Source organism: Streptomyces sp. NPDC002845 (genome assembly GCF_053591955.1).
Map to the genome: position 1 here is coordinate 135,385 of NZ_JBSFUU010000009.1, position 15,913 is coordinate 151,297.

Sequence of the window (15,913 nt, forward strand, 5' to 3'; positions counted from 1 at the left end):
TACTGCTCGGCGGGTGAACCGAGCCGCACAAACGGGCGAGAGCCCCGGAACCGAGGGACGGTTCCGGGACTCAGCGGCACAAGGTGCGATCAGAGACCGGCGACCAGGTTGGTGACCGGGGCCGTGCTCAGGCCGGTGGCGCCCTCGACGGTGCCGACAACCGTGTTGAGGGTCGAGGAGAGCGGAACAATGCCGTCCACCGCACCGACGACCGAGTCGACCGCGTTCACGGACAGGCCGCCGGAGACGGCGTCGAGGGCGGCGTCCGAGATCTCGGCGGTCTCAACCTGGGGGGTGGAGTTCATGATGGAACTTCCCTTCGTATGGATATTTCATAAGGGGGAGAGCGGCCCCCCTCTGGAACAGACGGTCGGCCGCGCCCACAGGCGTCAGGTCCCCGTCTGAAGGGGAACCTTTGGGGTGACCCCTGCGGTGCGAAGGATCAAAGCACGGTGCCGCGCCGCGCATCCAATCAATCCACCGCCTCACCAGGGCAATTGCGCGGCAGATGCGCCCAACCGTGCAGACGCGGGCACGGATCGGTGGCAGGTTCTTCACGCGCGGCGCGGCATCGTCGCATCCCTTGTGTTGCCACCCGGAAAACGATTGGGACAGTCCCGGCTCAAAGGAGCGGAGCGCAGGCGACGGTTGTGACGGTCCCCTGCGTCCCGTGACTTGGTTGGGCATTCGATGTGGAGATTCGCTGAAGCCGGGATTCCGTTACGAGGCGACAACTGACCGCTGTTGACTGGTGGCGGATCGTGTTCGCTCATCGAGCTGCCGGCGAAGGAAGCCGTCCGGTGACCGATCCTGGCGAGAACCTCCTCGACGGTGACGTTCGCTTCCGTGATGGCTCGCCGGCAGTGCGTGGACTGCCGAACCGTCGCCGCGCCGTCGGCGGCCGTCGGCGCCCGACCCGGCAGAGCGCCCCCTCGCGGCCGACCGGCCGGAGCACGGCAGGGGCCGACCGGTCGGACCACGGCCGGAGCGATGGCTCCCGGCAGTGACCCAACTCCCTTATCAAAAAGCCCAGTTCAAGAACCCATGGGGCGAAACCGGCGGAAAGGATCTTGTCGAGCCGACCGGGGGCCGGTGTCATGGACAGATTCCTCCCGGCGTTGAACACCCCACGAGGCGCGCGCGTATCAACTGGCATCCAGGCGCCCCAGTCAACTGCCGGACGGCGGCCCCGGCCTCGTCCCCAGGAGGTTCAGAGTTGAGTCACAAACGCACACCCAAGCGCAAGGCTGTCATCGCGGCAGGAAGCGTGGTGGCGCTCGGAGCCGCGGCATTTCTGCTGCCGAACGCCCTAGCGAGCCAGACGGACGGGAACGAGGGCACCGCCCCCAGGACGTTCACGGCGGCCGATGTCCCGGACCTCTCCTCTCAGCTCTCCTCGCTGCTCGGTGACGCGTTCGCCGGGTCGTACTACGACGCCGGCAACCAGCAGATCATCATCAACGTCATCGTCGGCGACGACAACGAAGTGATCAACCAGGTCAGGGAACTCGGCGCGGTTCCCAACGAGGTGCAGAACAGCACCGCCACGCTCCAGACCGCCGCCAGCACGCTGAAGGCCGACGCGACGATCCCGGGCACCGCCTGGTCCGTCGACCCGAAGACCAACGAGATACGGGTCACCGCGGACAGCACCGTCACCGGCGCCAAGTGGGACCAGCTGGAGTCGACGGTCGACTCGCTCGGTTCCGGGGTGGCGACCATCACGAAGTCCGCCGGGACGTTCAGGACGTTCGTCGACGGCGGCGACGCCATCTTCGGCGGCGGCTCGCGCTGCTCCGCGGGCTTCAACGTCACCAACGCGGACGGTACGCCGGGCTTCCTGACCGCCGGTCACTGCGGTGTCGCGGCGGCCCAGTGGTCGGACGCGCAGGACGGTGCGCCGATCGGCACGGTCGACGCGGCCGTCTTCCCCGGCCAGGGCGACTTCGCGCTCGTCAAGTACGACGACCCGGCGACCGAGGCCGCCAGCGCCGTGGACGTCGGCGGCGGCCAGCTCGTCGAGATCACCCAGGCCGCCGAGGCCGCCGTCGGTCAGCAGGTCGTCCGCATGGGCAGCACCACCGGCCTCGACGAGGGCGAGGTCCTCGGTCTCAACGCCACGGTCAACTACCCGGAGGGCACGGTCACCGGGCTCATCCAGACCAACGTCTGCGCCGAGGCCGGCGACAGCGGCGGCTCCCTGTTCACCGCGGACGGCAGCGCCATCGGCCTGACCTCCGGCGGCAGCGGTGACTGCACCGTCGGCGGCGAGACCTTCTTCCAGCCGGTCACCACGGCCCTGGCCGCGGTCGGCGCCACCATCGGCGCGGGCGACGCCGTCGGCGGCGAGGAGGCCGGCGCGGGCGAGGAAGCGGGCGCGGGTGAAGAGGCCGGTGCCGGTGAGGAAGCCGGTGCCGGAGAAGGAGCGGGCATCGGCGAAGAGGCCGGTGTCGGCGAAGAGGCCGGTGTCGGTGAAGACGCCGGTGTCGGCGAGGAGACCGGTGTCGGCGAGGAGGTCGGCGTCGGCGACGGCGTGGACAACGGCTCCGGTCTCAGCCTCAGCGACTACTGATCCGGCCGTCGTGCCCACAAGTCACTGACCCGGCCCGGCCGCACCAGCGGTTCCGGCCGGGCAGTGGACTGGTCCGGCCCTCCGGCGGGAGGGCCGGACCAGTCATGTACGCGCACACGGTCGCGGAGGCGGCCATGTACCCCCCTCCGCCCGAAGGCATGCCCCCAGCACTGAAGCGCGGAACGGCGGGCGGGCGCTCCTTGTACGCCCCCGCGCACCCCGTTGGCCGGTTCTTCGCGCCCAGCCGGGCGATCGCGGCGGCCCCGTCCGCGGCGAGCCCGGCGTGCGGGCGGCCCTCCTTGAGGACCACCTTCCGGCCGGTGCGGGTGTCGGTGCCCTGGTACACCCCGCCGCCGTTGGAGAAGTGCAGTGCCTTCTCGATGCGGTACGGCAGCTCGCCGACCGTCGTCGTGTTCCGCGCCGCGAGCTGCGGCTCCAAGAATGCGGGCAGCGTCACCCACTCCGGGACCTGGAAGGACGGCTGCCGCCCGTCCGGCACCAGCGTGCCCTTGCCGTCGCGGACCGCCGGGACGAGCGTGCCGCGCTCGTGGACGACGAAGGAGCGCGCGAACGCGCCGTACCGGACGTACAGAGGTCCGTCGTTCCAGCGCAGGTCGGTGAGGATGTACGGCCCCTGCAGGCCGGCCAGGCGTTCGCCCAGCTCGCGCAGGACCAGGTGGAGCTGCTCCTCGTCGGACGGGTAGATCGTCACGAACTTGCCGCTGGTGTCGCGGGCCGCGTACTTGGCGTTGCGCGGGTGCAACAGATGCGGGGCCGGTACGAACTTGAACGGGATCAGCCGGGGCACGCAGTAGTCCCACACGGCCGCCGCGATCCGCTCGGCGTTCATACGGGTGGCCGAACAGTGGATCTTCCATCCCTGCGTCGGTCCGGGGCGTGGCCGTCCGTCGTCGTCGACGGGGGTCAGCGTGAGCCAGTCACCGATCCGGGCCGCGTGCCAGCCGTCGGGCGCCGCGCGGCGGGCCGTCTCGTACAGGGGAGCGGTACCGCCTTCGGCGGCCGAGGGGCCCGCACCGGCCGACAGCCGGTCCGGAGTCTCGTAGAAGTGCCGGTCGGCGAGCGCGTACACCTCGTACCGCTTGTCCATGCCTGTTCCCCCTCGGCTGTTCCCCTCGGCCACGTGACGCCGAGCCTTCCAGCCCGCCGGGGGCACCGGACAGTCCCGCCTGTCACGAGAAAGCCGTCACGCCTGTCATGCGCTGCCTGTGCGGAACGCATACGTAAAGACTTGTTCGACGCGGTTTCGGACAGCGAGGCTCCGCTGCGTGTCCGACCGCCCCCGGCGCGGTCACAGGGGCTGCGCGAGTGTCCGATAAGCGCTGTAATACGGACGTGGTCAGTGAGGGCGCCGCCGGACGCGGAACGAGAACGCTGCGCGCCGAACTTGCCCTCACGGCGCTTGCCGCCGATCCCGACACACGCGGGCGGCTCCGCTCCGTACTCGAACAGGCGCTCGTCTTCACGGAGGCGACCGTGGCCGCCGTGTACACGCCGGACGACAGCGGCGACCTGTTGCGCCTGGTCGAGTCGGCCGGTGTGCCGAGGACGCTGTACGGGCTGCGCGACAGCTATCCCTCCTCCGGCGGGTCCCCGGTGCCCGAGGCGTGCCGTTCGGGGGAGCCGTCGTGGCCGACCTTCGCGGAGCTGGGCCAGGACGCCGACGTACGAAGGTCGCGGGTGAAGGACTTCTCGCTGGGCGTGCTGCCGCTGCGCGACACCGGCTGCCTGGTCGCGGTGAGCGAGAGCGCCGGGGGCTTCGGCGCCGAGGACCGGCAGTGCCTCCGTCTGGTCGCCGACGCGGTCGCCTTTCCCACGCCGCCGTCCGCCGCGCCCGGCAGCTCGTTCAGCCTGGCCATGGACACCGGGCGGGTCGAGGTCGACGACGGGCTGCTGGAGCTGTTCGGGATCAGTCCGGGCGACTTCGACGGCAAGGTCGAGACGCTGCTCGCGCGGACCGTGCCGGAGGATCTGCCCGCGCTGATGTCCGTCGTGGAGGCCGACCACATGGCCATCGGCGACCGGGAGCTGGAGTTCCGCATCCTCCAGCCCTCCGGCGAGCCGAAGTGGCTGCGGCTGCGAGGTCGTCTGCTCCCCGCCGGCGACGGCCGCCCGGCCCGGCTGGTGGGGACCGTCACCGACTCCTCCGGGCGGGGTGATGTGGCCCGTATCCAGCGCCTCGCCGCCTCCCTGGCCACCGCGGGCACCGTGCGCGACGTCAGCCAGGCCATGGTCGCCGCCCTGCGCAAGCCGCTCCAGGCCGACCGGATCGCCCTCGCCGAGCTGGAGGCCGAGCGCCTCGTCGTCACCGTCCTCGACCCGCCCCAGCCCGAGGCCTGGCCCGAGCTGTGGCGCAGCGAATGGCGCTCCGAGTGGCCCGACGCGCCCGTGCGCGCCATGCCCACCCTCGCCGCTGCCCTGCGCGAGGGCCGCACCGCGATCCGGCCCGCCGGAGCCGCCCTGGAACCCGCGCTCGCCGAGGTCGGCCCCGGCGGTCTCGCCGTCCTGCCGCTGCCCGCCGGCGACCGTATGGCCGGGGCCTGTGTGATCGGCTGGGACAGCCCGCACGACTTCGGCTCCGACGAGCGCTCCCTGCTCACCGCCGCCGCGGGCCTCGCGGGCCAGGCCCTGATGCGCGCCCACGCCCTCGACGCCGAGCACGAGCTCGTCGGCACGCTGCAGCGCACCCTTCTCCCGCGCCGGCTGCCCCAGCTGCCCGGCGCGGTCGCCGTCGCCCGCTACCTGCCCGCGACGGCGGGGCTCGAAGTCGGCGGCGACTGGTACGACGTGATCCCGCTGCCCGACAACCACGTCGCCCTCGTCATCGGCGATGTCCAGGGCCACAGCGCGGCGGCCGCCACCCTCATGGGCCAGATGCGCACGGCCCTGCGCGCGTACGCCGTCGAGGGCCACCCGCCGGACGTGGTCGCCTCGCGCGCCAACCGGCTGCTGATGGACCTGGAGACCGACCTCTTCGCCACCTGTGTCTATGTCGACGTCGACATGGAGGAGGGCACCGCCTGGTACGTACGCGCCGGGCACCTGCCCCCGGTCCTGCGTCACCCTGACGGCACCACGGAGATCACCGAGTCCGAGGGCGGACCACCGCTCGGCGTGATCACCCAGGCCGAGTTCCCGATGACCCCGATGCGCCTCGCCCCCGGCACACTGCTCGCGCTGACCACGGACGGCCTTGTCGAGTCCGCCGAGACCGACATCGAGGACGGCCTCAATCGGCTCGCCGCCGAACTGGCCACCGCCGACCCCGCCCACCTCGGACTGGTGGCCGACGCGCTGCTCGGCGGCGCCAACCGCGCCGACGACGTGGCCCTGCTCCTCATCCGCTACGACGGGATGGCCCTGCGCCCGCTGCGCGAGACCTGGACGGTGTGGCGGGTGCCCGAGGCGGTCGGGCACGCCCGACGCTTCACCCGGCGCACCCTGCGCGCCTGGGGCGTCGGCTTCGAGGCGGACGCCGTCCTCCTCGTCGTCTCCGAACTCGTCACCAACGCGCTCGTGCACACCGAGGGCCAGGTCCGCCTCGACCTCACCCTCATCAACGGCCGCCTGCGCGTCGCGGTCGCCGACCCCTCACCGCGTACGCCGATCAAACCGACCAGCATCGGCTGGGAGGCCACCGGCGGCCGCGGCATCCTCCTCGTCGAGGCCATGTCCGCGGCCTGGGGCACCGTGCCCGTCAGCGGCGGCAAGCAGGTGTGGGCCGAGATCCCCGTCCGGTGAGACGCTGGACGCGTGCGCCTGCTGCTCATGTCCGACACCCACGTGCCCCAGCGCGCGAAAGCCGTGCCCGCCCCGCTTCTCGCCGAGCTGCCGCACGCCGACGTCGTCGTGCACGCCGGCGACTGGGTCGACACCGCCACCCTCGACCTCCTGGAAGCCGGCTCCCGCCGCCTGATCGGCGTGTACGGCAACAACGACGGCCCCGCCCTGCGCGCCCGGCTCCCCGAGGTGGCGTACGCCGACCTGGACGGCCTGCGCCTCGGAGTCGTCCACGAGACCGGCCCCGCCCAGGGCCGCGAACGCCGCTGCGCCGAGCGCTTCCCGGAGCTCGACGTCCTGGTCTTCGGGCACAGCCACATCCCGTGGGACACCACGGCCGACACCGGACTGCGCCTGCTCAACCCCGGGTCACCGACCGACCGCCGCGGTCAGCCGCACTGCACGTACATGACGGCGACGGTGACGGCCGGCCGGCTCACCGAGACGGAGCTGCACCGGCTGCCGCCCCGCACCTGACGGTCGGTGTGAACACCGGTCTGTGAGGAGGGGAAGGGCTGCCGCGCGCGGTTCGCCGCAGGTCACCGCTGTTCGGCGCGCGCAAAAGACGATCGCCGCCGCGCGGACCTGTGGTCCGTACGGCGGCGATGTCATGTCGGCCCCGGGACCGTACCGGGGCCGACAGGCTGAGGGGCGGAGTGCGACGGAAACGTGCGGGGCAGCTGCCTCGGTCTCGATGTGCTGCTGAACCCTCCGGCGTCGTAGGGGCGTTCACTGTCGTGATGCCGGGGGAGTGCCGCCGCCGTGCGGAGACGGGAAGGTTCGCACGGCGGCGGCGTTCGGCCGGCCCACGGGACCGCGGCGGGGCCGGGCGTGTCAGGGGTGGCTGGTCAGATAGCCGCCCATGGAGGTGAAGTACTCCGTCGCGGACAACTCCCGGCCGTCCTCGGTCCGTACGCGGGTGATGGCCAGGCCGGGGTTGCGGCCGGTGCGGGCGTCGGCTCCGGCGACGATCACCACGCCGTCGCCCTCGCGGTAGAAGATCCGGCCGGGCGTACCGCCGTAGTGCCCCTGGGACACCACGGCGGCGAGGACCTCAAGTCGCTTGCCCTTGTGGAAGGTGAAAGTGCTGGGGTACGGCTCGGACTGGGCGCGGACCAGGCGCTGAAGGTCCTCCGCAGGCCAGGTCCAGTCGATGCGGCTGTCCTCGATGGACCGCTTGTGGAAGAAGCTGGCCCGGGAGCGGTCCTGCTGGGTGAACTCCGTCTGCCCGGCGGCGATGAGGCCGAGCGCGCCGATGGTGACCGGGGCGATGAGGTCGACGGTCTTGTGGAAGAGGTCGGTGGCGGTGTCCGTCGGTCCGACCGGGACCGCCTCCTGCCGGACGATGTCGCCGGCGTCGAGCTCGTCGTTCATCATGTGCGCGGTGACGCCCACTTCGGGCTCGCCGTTGATCAGGGCCCAGATCAGCGGGGAGAAGCCGGCGTACTTCGGCAGCAGCGAGTCGTGCACGTTCAGCGTGCCGTGGCGCGGCAAGGCGAAGATGCGCGGGGGGATCCATGTCCGCCAGTTGTTCGCCACGATGATGTCCGGGTCGGCCTCCTTGAGGCGCTCGAACAGCTCGTCGTCGTCAGGGCGGTTGCGGATCAGCACCGGGACGCCGTGCTCTTCGGCGAGGTCGGCGACGGAGTCGCTCCAGATCTTCTCGTACGCGTGCTCGCTCTTGGGATGGGTCACGACCAGCGCCACGTCGTGTTCGGAGTCCAGGAGGGCTTGGAGGGTGCGGTGCCCCCAGGTCTGGTAACCGAACATGACGACCCGCATGGGGTTCCTCCTCAGAGCAGGGACTGACCGAGAGCAAGTAAAGCAAGGCTTACCTTAGTTTGCAATGGGCCTGCACGGCGCCCCAGTTGACGGACCTCGCGGTCCCGGTCGTCCGTTTTGCCCTATCGACAGCTCTGCGAGATTAGCTTAGGCTCACCTAAGTTCAAGCGGGCCGCTCCGTCGGCGTGCCCACTTTTCGTACGTTCCCCGCGCCTGACAGGCGGCTGCCCCGCACGATGGGAGTGACATGTCACAGGTTCTTCCTGGTGACGCACCACTGGTCCACGACCTCATTGGCATCGGCTTCGGGCCGTCCAATGTGGCCATGGCGATAGCGCTCAGCGAGCACAACGCAAGCGTCGGCAGGCAGGATGCGGTCACCGCTCACTTCTTCGAGCAGCAGCCGCGCTTCGGCTGGCACCGCGGCATGCTCATCGACGACGCGACCATGCAGGTGTCCTTCCTCAAGGACCTGGTGACGCTCCGGAACCCGGCCAGCGAGTACAGCTTCCTGTGCTACCTGAAAAGCAAGGGACGGCTGATCGACTTCATCAACCACAAGAACCTCTTCCCGCTCCGGGTGGAGTTCCACGACTACTTCGAGTGGGCCGCGGCCCAGGTCGATGACATGGTCTCCTACGGTCACGAGGTCGTCGGCGTCACGCCCGTCGTCCGTGACGGAGCCGTGGAGTACCTGGATGTGACGGTCCGGTCGGGGGAGGGGCTCGTGGTCCACCGGGCCCGCAACCTCGTCATCGGTACCGGGCTGCGTCCCCTCATGCCGGAGGGGGTGGAACGCGGCGACCGCGTCTGGCACAACTCCGAACTGCTGGCGAAAGTCGACGGGTTGGAGGGCACCTCGCCCTCTCGGTTCGTCGTGGTGGGCGCCGGGCAGAGCGCCGCCGAGAACGTGGCCTACCTGCACCGCCGCTTCCCCGAGGCCGAGGTCTGCGCGGTCTTCTCCCGCTACGGCTACAGCCCCGCCGACGACAGCAGCTTCGCCAACCGGATCTTCGATCCCGCGGCGGTCGACGAGTACTTCGCCGCGCCCGAGAACGTCAAACGCCAACTGATGGACTACCACGGCAACACCAACTACTCCGTGGTGGACATCGACCTGATCGACGACCTGTACCGGCAGATGTACCGGGAGAAGGTCCTCGGCACCGAGCGTCTGCGCTTCCTCAACGTGTCCCGGCTCGCCGACGTCAAGGAGACGCAGGGCTCGGTCCACGCCACCGTGAAGTCCCTCGTCACCGGCGAGGAGACTCTCCTGGACTCGGACGTCGTGGTCTTCGCCACCGGCTACACCCCCGCCGACCCCCTCGGCCTCCTCGGCGAGGTCGCCGACCGCTGCCTCCGCGACGAGGCGGGCCGCGTCCGCGTCGAGCGCGACTACCGCATCGCGACGGACCCCGACCTGCGCTGCGGCATCTACCTGCAGGGCGGCACGGAGCACACGCACGGCATCACGTCGTCCCTGCTGTCCAACACCGCGATGAGGGTCGGCGAGATCCTGGACTCGCTCCTCGGCCGGGGCGTCAAGTCCGCTTCCGACGAGGCCCGGACGGTCGCCGACGGAACCGGCAGCACCGCCCGGTAGTCCGCCCGCCGGTTCGGCCCCCGGACCGCCACGCCCCGCCCCGCCTGGTGGAGCCGCACCCGGCAGGCGGGGCAGCACTGTGCAACCCCGTGAAATCAAAGGGATAACGTACGTCGACATGGGCACGACTGCAGTGGAGCGCCCCGCGCCCCGAGGCACAACAGAGGCCCGTCGGCGGCGGGTTGTGGGTTTGGGCACGCTGGTGGTGCTCCTCGTGGCCGCGGGGGCGGTGTCGTTGGCTGTCGGTGCGCGCGCGTTGAGTCCCGCCGAGGTGTGGCACGGGTTGTTCGCGGCGCCGGACTCCGACCAGCGGCTCACCGAGATCCGGCTCATCGTGCAGACCGTGCGGGTGCCCCGGACGGTCCTCGCGATCGTGGCGGGCATCGCCCTGGGGGTCGGCGGGGCGCTGATCCAGGGGTACACGCGCAACCCGATCGCCGACACGGGCCTGCTGGGGGTGAACTCCGGCGCCTCGTTCGCCGTGGTGTCGGTGATCTCCCTGTTCGGCTTCTCCAACCCGTTCCAGTACGTCTGGTTCGCCTTTCTGGGGGCGGCGGTCGCCGGTGTCGTCGTGTTCGGTCTTGCGAGCATCGGCCGGGGGGCCGGCAACCCCTTGACGCTCGCACTGGCCGGGCAAGGGGTCACGGTGTTCCTGGCGGCGATGACCACGGCGGTCTCGCTGTCGGACCAGGCGGCGCTGAACGCGCTGCGGTTCTGGAACGCGGGCTCCCTGGCCGGTGTCGGATTCGACGTCATCTGGCCGGTGACCGCGTTCATCGCGGCCGGGCTGGTGCTGGCGCTGACCACGCTGCCCGCCCTCAACCTGCTCAACCTGGGCGACGACGTGGCGCGGGGGCTGGGCGTGAACATCGCGCTGAGCCGGACCATCGGCATCGCCGCCATCACCCTGCTGGCCGGCGCGGCGACGGCGGCGTGCGGCCCCATCGCGTTTCTCGGGCTCATGGTCGCCCACGTGGCCCGGTATCTGACCGGGCCGGACTATCGCTGGCTGGTGCCGTACGCGGGTCTCCTCGGTGCCATCGTCCTTCTGGTCTGCGACATCGTGGGGCGTCTGGTGGTGCGGCCGGGCGAGTTGGACGCGGGTGTCCTCGTCGCTCTCCTCGGCGCCCCGTTCTTCGCGGGTCTGGTGTGGCGCGGAAAGTTCAAGAGCGCATGAACGGGACAAGCGCATGAACGGGACAGACGTGAAGCCATCGGTGGCGCCGGGCGTGCGGCTCGGCCATGTGTCGTTCGTATGGCGGCCCTGGATCGTCTCCGTCACGCTGCTGCTGGCGGCGGCGACCTTCCTGGTGTTCTGCCTGTCCATCGCCGTCGGGGACTTCCCCATCGGCCTGCCCCAGGTGATCGCCACGATCCTCGGGCAGGGTGAGCGGGTCGACGAGTTCGTGATCATGGACCTGCGGATGCCGCGCGCCCTGGCCGGGCTCGTCGTCGGGGTGGCGCTGGGGGTGTCCGGGGCGATCACGCAGTCGATCGCGCGCAATCCGCTGGCCAGCCCGGACATCCTGGGGATCACCGGAGGCGCCAGCGCGGTCGCGGTGTTCGGGGTGACGGTGTCGGGCGGGACCGCCGCGGCCGTCGTCAACTCCGTGGGCCTGTCCGCGGCGGCGCTCGCGGGCGGCCTCGGCACGGGGCTGCTGGTGTACTTCCTGGCGTGGCGGCGCGGGATCGACGGCTTCCGGCTCATCCTCATCGGCATCTCGGTGAGCGCCGTGATGGAGGCGATCACGACCTGGCTGCTGGTCACGGCCGACATCAGGGACGTGGCACGGGCCCAGGCGTGGCTGGTCGGCTCGCTGGACAACCGGTCGTGGGACGAGGTCCGGGTGGCGCTCTGGTGCTCGCTCGTCCTCCTCGTCGTCGTGGCGTGTGTCGCGTTCCAGTTCAAGCCGATGCACCTCGGCGACGAGATCGCCGCGGGCCTGGGCGTCCGGTACTCGACCGTGCGGGCGGTCCTGCTGCTGTGCGCGGTCCTGCTGGCCGGTGTGGCGGTGAGCGCGGCGGGCCCGGTCCCGTTCGTCGCCCTGGTGGCGCCCCAGGTGGCGATGCGTCTGGCGAGGTGCCCGACGCCGCCGATGGTGGCCTCCGGCACGGTGGGCGCGCTGCTGCTGATCGGCGCGGACCTGGTCGCGCGCACGGCACTGCCGGTCAGTCTCCCGGTCGGCGTGGTCACCGCCGCGATCGGCGGTCCCTTCCTCGTCTATCTGCTGGTGCGGGCGAACCGCAGATAGCTGGTACAAAAGTTAGGCAAGCCTAAATGAGGGGGGCCTTGTGGCCGCGCAGTCCATCACCGGAATCGAGTCCGGGGTCGAGTCCGGCGCCGATGACGCCTCGCGGCTGGCAGCCAGGGGCGTCACGGTCGGGTACGGCGCCCGGACCGTCATCGACGATCTCGACGTGGCGATCCCGCCCGGGGTGATCACCACGATCATCGGCCCCAACGGCTGCGGGAAGTCGACCCTGCTGCGGACCCTGTCGCGGCTGCTCAAGCCGGCCAAGGGGACGGTCGTGCTGGACGGTGACGACATCGTCAGGCTCAAGACCAGGGACGTGGCCAAGAAGCTCGGCCTGCTGCCGCAGGCGCCGGTCGCGCCGGAGGGGCTGACGGTGTCCGACCTGGTCGCCAGGGGGCGCCATCCGCACCAGAGCTGGCTGCGGCAGTGGTCGTCGGACGACGCCGCCGTCGTGGAGCGCGCGCTGGCCATGACCGGGGTGTCCGACCTGGCCGACCGTCCGGTCGACGCGCTGTCCGGCGGGCAGCGTCAGCGCGTCTGGATCTCGATGACCCTGGCCCAGGGCACCGATCTGCTGCTCCTGGACGAGCCGACCACCTACCTGGACCTGGCGCACGCGATCGACGTGCTCGACCTGGTGGACGACCTGCACGAGTCGGGGTGCACCGTGGTCATGGTGCTGCACGACCTCAATCTGGCCACGCGCTACAGCGACAACCTCGTCGTGATGAGGGAGGGGTCGATCCTGGCGCAGGGGCATCCGCGTGACGTGATCACCGCCGAGTTGCTTCACGAGGCGTTCGGGCTGCGCGCCAAGGTGATCGACGACCCGGTGGGCGACCGGCCGCTCATCGTGCCGATCGGCCGCACCCACGTCCAACTCGCCTAGATGCCGAAAAAGTTATAGAAGTTAGGCTAGGCTAACCTCACTTGTGCACGGTAAGGTTTGCCTGCCCTTAGACGGGGTCGCAGTGAACAGCGCGAAAGCAAGGGGATTGCGGATGCTCATCCATAGAACGACGCCGGTGAAGCCCTGGCGGCGGTTGGCGGCGATACTGTCCGCCGCGACTCTCGGCGTCGGCCTCCTCGCGGGATGCGGCTCCGACTCGTCCGACTCGGCGGACAACGCGAGCGACGACACCTCGGCTGCCGCCGCCTCCGGCGCATTCCCCGTCACCGTGGAGCACGCGTTCGGGTCCACCGAGATCACCGAGGCTCCCGAGCGGGTCGTCTCCGTCGGCTACACCGACGACCAGACCATCCTGGCGTTCGGCATCAAGCCGGTCGGCATGGTCGACCAGTACCCGAACCCGGCGGGCCAGAGCCCCGACATCAACACCCAGTGGCCCTGGGTGAAGGACAAGTGGGGCGACACCCAGCCCGAGGTCATCATGAAGAACGGTGACTCCGGCCCCAACTACGAGAAGATCGCCGCCCTGCGCCCGGACCTGATCATCGCGGTCTACTCCGAGGTCGATCAGGCCGCCTACGACAAGCTCTCCCAGATCGCTCCGACGGTGGGCCGTACCAAGGCCGAGAAGGAGCCGTTCAGCGCTCCCTGGCAGGACAACGCGCTGCACATCGCCAAGGCACTCGGCAAGGCCGAGGAGGGCGAGAAGATGGTGGAGGACATCCAGAGCCGGCTCGACGAGGCCAAGGAGGCGCACCCCGAGTTCGCGGACGAGACCGCCGTCGCGCTGTCCTGGTACGACGACTCGGTGGCGCCGTTCACCTCCACCGACGTGCGCGGACGCCTGGTGACGGGCATCGGCTTCCAGTACCAGACCGAGATCGACAAGGTCGCCGACGGCAGCTTCTACACCACGCTCTCCCCCGAGCGCATCGACCTGATCGACGTCGACCGCATCTTCGTCATCAACGACAAGGCGGACACGGAAGCGCTGAAGAAGTTCGAGCTGTTCACCAACCTGGACGCGGTCAAGAACGGCAAGGTGTCCTACCTGCTGGACAGTGAGGGCCCGGCGGTCGGCGCGGCCATCTCCCAGGGCACGCTGCTGTCCATGCCGTACGCGATCGACGAGCTCGTCAAGTCGGCCGAGTAGGTGTGAGCACCACCGACACGCGCGTCGCCCCGGCGACCCTGCGCACGGCGACCGGACGCGAGGCCACCCGATGGGTCGGGGCGCACTGCCGCGAGGTGCCCTGGCTGACGGTCGCCACCGTGCTCACCACGGTGGCCGGGGCGGCGCTCCAGGTGCTCCCGGTGCTCCTGCTCGGCCGGGTGGTCGACGGGGTGGTCGAGGGCGAATCGCGCTCGATCCTGGTCACGATCGGGGCCCTGCTGGTGGCTGCCGCGCTGCTCGGCGCGGCGGCCACCGCGGTGTCGACCTACCTGATCGGGCGGCTGGGCGCGGATCTGCTCGCGCGGCTGCGGGAAGGCGCCGTCCGGGCGGTGCTGGGGATGCCGAGCGCACGGATCGAGCAGGTCGGCCGGGGCGATGTGCTGTCCAGGGTCGGGGACGACGTGGCCGTGATCTCCAAGGGCATCCGGACGGCCGTCCCCACGGTGTTCTCGGCGGGAGTGCTGGTCGCCATCGCCACGGTCGGCATGTTCGGCCTGGACTGGCGACTCGGCCTGGCCGGCGCCTGCGCGCTGCCCGCGTACGCGCTGGCCCTGCGCTGGTACCTCCCCCGGTCCGCCCCGCTCTACCGCAAGCAGCGGGCGGCCCAGGCCGACCGTGCGCAGGCGTTGATCAGTGGTTTGAACGGGATCGACACGGTCCGGGCATACCGCCTGGAGAGTGCCTTCCGCGAGAAGGTCACCAGCGAGTCGTGGCGGGTGCGCGATCTCGGCGTCGAGGTGTTCCGGTTCTTCGGCCGGTTCGTCGGCAGGGAGAACCGCGCCGAGTTCATCGGGCTGGTCCTCATCCTCGTCGTGGGATACGCCCTGCTGGAGGCCGATGCCGCCAGCCTGGGCGAGGTGGCGGCGGCCCCGCTGCTGTTCCATCGGCTGTTCACCCCGCTGGGCCTCATCATGTTCACCTTCGACGAGGCGCAGAAGTCGGGCGCGAGCCTGACCCGGCTGGTCGGGGTGCTGGGGGAGGACGCGGAGGACCGGCTGGTGGGCGACGCGGCCGTCGCGTCGGCGGACGCCGCGCCGTACCCGGTGACGGTGGAGGGGCTGACGTTCCGTTATCCCGGCACCGAGGAGCCGGTCCTGAGGGATGTCGACCTGACGATCCCGGCCGGCGGTTCGCTCGCGCTGGTGGGGGCGACGGGTGCGGGCAAGACGACCCTGGCTGCGCTGATCGCGGGCATCGGAACCCCGCAGGCCGGATCGGTGCGCGTCGGGTCGACCGACCTCGCCGGTCTGGACGAGGCCGGGGCGCGGGCCCTGGTCAGCATCCTGACGCAGGAGACACATGTGTTCTCCGGTCCGCTCGCCGACGACCTGCGGCTGGCCGCGCCGGAAGCGACCGACGCCGAACTGATGGACGCGTTGCGCACGGTCGGCGCCGACGAGTGGGTCGACGCCCTGCCCGAGGGGCTGAACACCCCGGTCGGCGAGGGCGGTGAGCGCCTGGACGTCACCAAGGTCGCCAAGATCGCCCTGGCCCGGCTGGTGCTGAGCCGGTCGCCGGTGGTGGTGCTCGACGAGTCGACCGCGGAGGCGGGCAGCGAGGGTGCCGCCGAGCTGGAGAGGGCCGTGCTGGCCGCGTGCGCGGGCCGGACCACGTTGTTCGTGGCGCACCGGCTGACCCAGGCGATGGCGGCGGACCGGATCGCCGTGCTGGACGCGGGGCGCGTGGTGGAGCAGGGAACGCACGAGGAGTTGGTGGCTCTGGGGGGCCGGTACGCGCGACTGTGGCGGGCCTGGCGAGAGGGTAGTTAGGTGAACCTAAGTCAGGTTAGGCTAACCTTCATGTCTTGGAAGGGCGTTGA

The 15,913-nt window shown here is 70.8% G+C and carries 11 protein-coding genes and 1 pseudogene; 9 read left to right on the forward strand and 3 right to left on the reverse strand.

The features are described from left to right. Positions 1 to 89: 89 nt before the first annotated feature. Entirely contained in the window at positions 90 to 305 is a 216-nt protein-coding gene (locus ACWD3C_RS09035; RefSeq protein WP_451141674.1) for a type A2 lantipeptide, read from the reverse strand. Positions 306 to 1,216: 911 nt separating this feature from the next. Here ACWD3C_RS09035 and ACWD3C_RS09040 point away from each other — a divergent pair. Next, entirely contained in the window at positions 1,217 to 2,572 is a 1,356-nt protein-coding gene (locus ACWD3C_RS09040) for a S1 family peptidase (RefSeq protein WP_451141676.1), read from the forward strand. Positions 2,573 to 2,813: 241 nt separating this feature from the next. Here the strand turns inward: ACWD3C_RS09040 and ACWD3C_RS09045 are convergent. Beyond that, positions 2,814 to 3,680, reverse strand: a pseudogene (locus ACWD3C_RS09045) (class III lanthionine synthetase LanKC N-terminal domain-containing protein); the annotation flags it as partial. Positions 3,681 to 3,925: 245 nt separating this feature from the next. On the opposite strand from ACWD3C_RS09045, the gene ACWD3C_RS09050 reads away from it, so the two are divergent. Then, a complete protein-coding gene (locus ACWD3C_RS09050; protein ID WP_451141678.1) occupies positions 3,926 to 6,331 on the forward strand; it encodes a SpoIIE family protein phosphatase in 2,406 nt (801 codons plus the stop codon). 12 nt (positions 6,332 to 6,343) lie between these two features. Next, positions 6,344 to 6,847 carry a metallophosphoesterase family protein gene (locus ACWD3C_RS09055; RefSeq protein WP_451141679.1) on the forward strand — a complete coding sequence of 168 codons (504 nt, stop codon included), beginning with the start codon at positions 6,344 to 6,346 and terminating at the stop codon, positions 6,845 to 6,847. 357 nt (positions 6,848 to 7,204) lie between these two features. Here ACWD3C_RS09055 and ACWD3C_RS09060 read toward each other — a convergent pair whose 3' ends face one another. Beyond that, on the reverse strand, positions 7,205 to 8,152 hold the full coding sequence (locus ACWD3C_RS09060; protein WP_451141681.1) for a methionyl-tRNA formyltransferase: 948 nt from the start codon (positions 8,150 to 8,152) through the stop codon (positions 7,205 to 7,207). Positions 8,153 to 8,399: 247 nt separating this feature from the next. Between ACWD3C_RS09060 and ACWD3C_RS09065 the strand changes: the two genes are divergently transcribed. The 6 genes from ACWD3C_RS09065 (at position 8,400) to ACWD3C_RS09090 (ending at position 15,863) form a co-directional block, all read left to right on the forward strand. Next, on the forward strand, positions 8,400 to 9,755 hold the full coding sequence (locus ACWD3C_RS09065; RefSeq protein WP_451141683.1) for a lysine N(6)-hydroxylase/L-ornithine N(5)-oxygenase family protein: 1,356 nt from the start codon (positions 8,400 to 8,402) through the stop codon (positions 9,753 to 9,755). 118 nt (positions 9,756 to 9,873) lie between these two features. After that, the gene (locus ACWD3C_RS09070) at positions 9,874 to 10,932 is read left to right on the forward strand and encodes a FecCD family ABC transporter permease (RefSeq protein WP_451141685.1); all 1,059 of its coding nucleotides are present in this window, start codon (positions 9,874 to 9,876) and stop codon (positions 10,930 to 10,932) included. 13 nt (positions 10,933 to 10,945) lie between these two features. Beyond that, entirely contained in the window at positions 10,946 to 12,007 is a 1,062-nt protein-coding gene (locus tag ACWD3C_RS09075; RefSeq protein WP_451141687.1) for a FecCD family ABC transporter permease, read from the forward strand. 40 nt (positions 12,008 to 12,047) lie between these two features. Beyond that, positions 12,048 to 12,899 carry an ABC transporter ATP-binding protein gene (locus ACWD3C_RS09080; RefSeq protein WP_451141689.1) on the forward strand — a complete coding sequence of 284 codons (852 nt, stop codon included), beginning with the start codon at positions 12,048 to 12,050 and terminating at the stop codon, positions 12,897 to 12,899. Between the two features lie 112 nt (positions 12,900 to 13,011). Beyond that, positions 13,012 to 14,073, forward strand: coding sequence for an iron-siderophore ABC transporter substrate-binding protein (locus ACWD3C_RS09085; protein ID WP_451141691.1), 1,062 nt, complete (start codon positions 13,012 to 13,014; stop codon positions 14,071 to 14,073). A gap of 2 nt (positions 14,074 to 14,075) precedes the next feature. Continuing rightward, on the forward strand, positions 14,076 to 15,863 hold the full coding sequence (locus ACWD3C_RS09090; protein WP_451141693.1) for an ABC transporter ATP-binding protein: 1,788 nt from the start codon (positions 14,076 to 14,078) through the stop codon (positions 15,861 to 15,863). Positions 15,864 to 15,913 lie beyond the last annotated feature (50 nt).